This is a genomic window from Salipiger sp. HF18 (genome assembly GCF_011806505.1).
In the GTDB taxonomy this organism is placed as follows: Bacteria; Pseudomonadota; Alphaproteobacteria; order Rhodobacterales; family Rhodobacteraceae; genus Salipiger; species Salipiger thiooxidans.
The window spans coordinates 1-1,107 of sequence record NZ_JAATOS010000813.1 but is presented as its reverse complement, the minus strand read 5'-3'; the positions used below and the strand labels follow the sequence as shown (position 1 = coordinate 1,107).

Here is a 1,107-nt window from a genome sequence, read left to right as displayed (position 1 = left end):
CGGCGTCTCGACCAGGATCGAGGTCCACGATCCGGAAGGCGTTGCCCGTTCCGAAGGCAAAGCCAAGCGTGTCGTCGACAACCGCCCCAAGTAGCCCGCAGGCAGGCTGGCAAAAACCCCGTCCGGCGGATAAGGACTGGCCCGCCGCCATTCCGTCCGCCGGACCAAGAGGAGCATTCGCGCATATGGCCAGAACGCGCGCCAGCGACTTCGAGGAGAAACAGCACCAGCTGCTTCTGACCGCCGCCAACGTCTTTGCGACGCAGGGCATGGAGAAGGCCTCCATGTCCCAGATCGCCTCCGAGGCCGGGGTCTCCAAGTCGTTGCTGTACCATTACTACCCGTCGAAGGACGCGCTGATCTTCGCGATCATCGAGACCCATCTCGACGAACTCGACGCCGCCATCGAAGAGGCGGACGATCCCGCCCTGCCCCCGCGCGAGCGGCTCGAGGCACTGGTGATGACGGTGCTCGACGCCTACCGGGGCGCCGACCATGTCGCTCTTCGGCATGATGAACTGGGTCTACATGTGGTTCCGCGACGGCGGCAAGATCAGCCGCGAGGACTATGCCCGCGTGGCGACGACCCTGATCCTTGAAGGGGTCAAGGCCGTCCGCTGAGCGCCGCGCGCTCGACCACCAGCGGGTCGTACTCGGGCGCCGTCACACGGCGGCGCCCCTCCTCCACCTCCGCCAGCGGCTGTGCCGGCGCAAGCTTGGTCCTGGCGTCCACCGCGAGCTGCCGGTAGACATCCGTGCCGCGCGACTTCCAGTCGATCTCCTGTTCGCTCAGTTCGCGCAGCACCTTGGCGGGCGAGCCCACCGCCATGACATTGGCCGGGATCTCCATCCCCGCCCGCACGAAGGCCATGGCGCCGACGATGCTGTTCTCGCCGATGCGCGCCTCGTCCATCACCACGGCATTCATGCCGATCAGCGCGTTGCGCCCGATGTGGCAGCCGTGGAGCACCGCGCCGTGCCCGACGTGGCCGCGCTCCTCGACCACCACGTCCTTGCCGGGAAAGGCATGGGCGACGCAGGTCTCCTGCACGTTCGAGCCCGGCTCCAGCGTGATCCGCCCGAAATCGCCGCGCAGCACCGCGCCGG

Annotated in this window: 2 protein-coding genes and 1 pseudogene; 2 read left to right on the top strand and 1 reads right to left on the bottom strand. The window is 67.8% G+C overall.

What is annotated here, in order from left to right; genetic code table 11:
- Nucleotides 1-94, top strand: a 94-nt coding sequence (locus HC022_RS27190; RefSeq protein WP_167454450.1) for a hypothetical protein, incomplete at its 5' end; no start/stop codon positions are given.
- Nucleotides 95-185: 91 nt separating this feature from the next.
- Nucleotides 186-621, top strand: a pseudogene (locus HC022_RS27185) (TetR family transcriptional regulator).
- Here HC022_RS27185 and HC022_RS27180 read toward each other — a convergent pair.
- Nucleotides 605-1,107, bottom strand: a 503-nt coding sequence (locus HC022_RS27180; RefSeq protein WP_167454449.1) for a phenylacetic acid degradation protein PaaY, incomplete at its 5' end; no start/stop codon positions are given. The pseudogene HC022_RS27185 and the gene HC022_RS27180 sit on opposite strands and share 17 nt — an antisense overlap.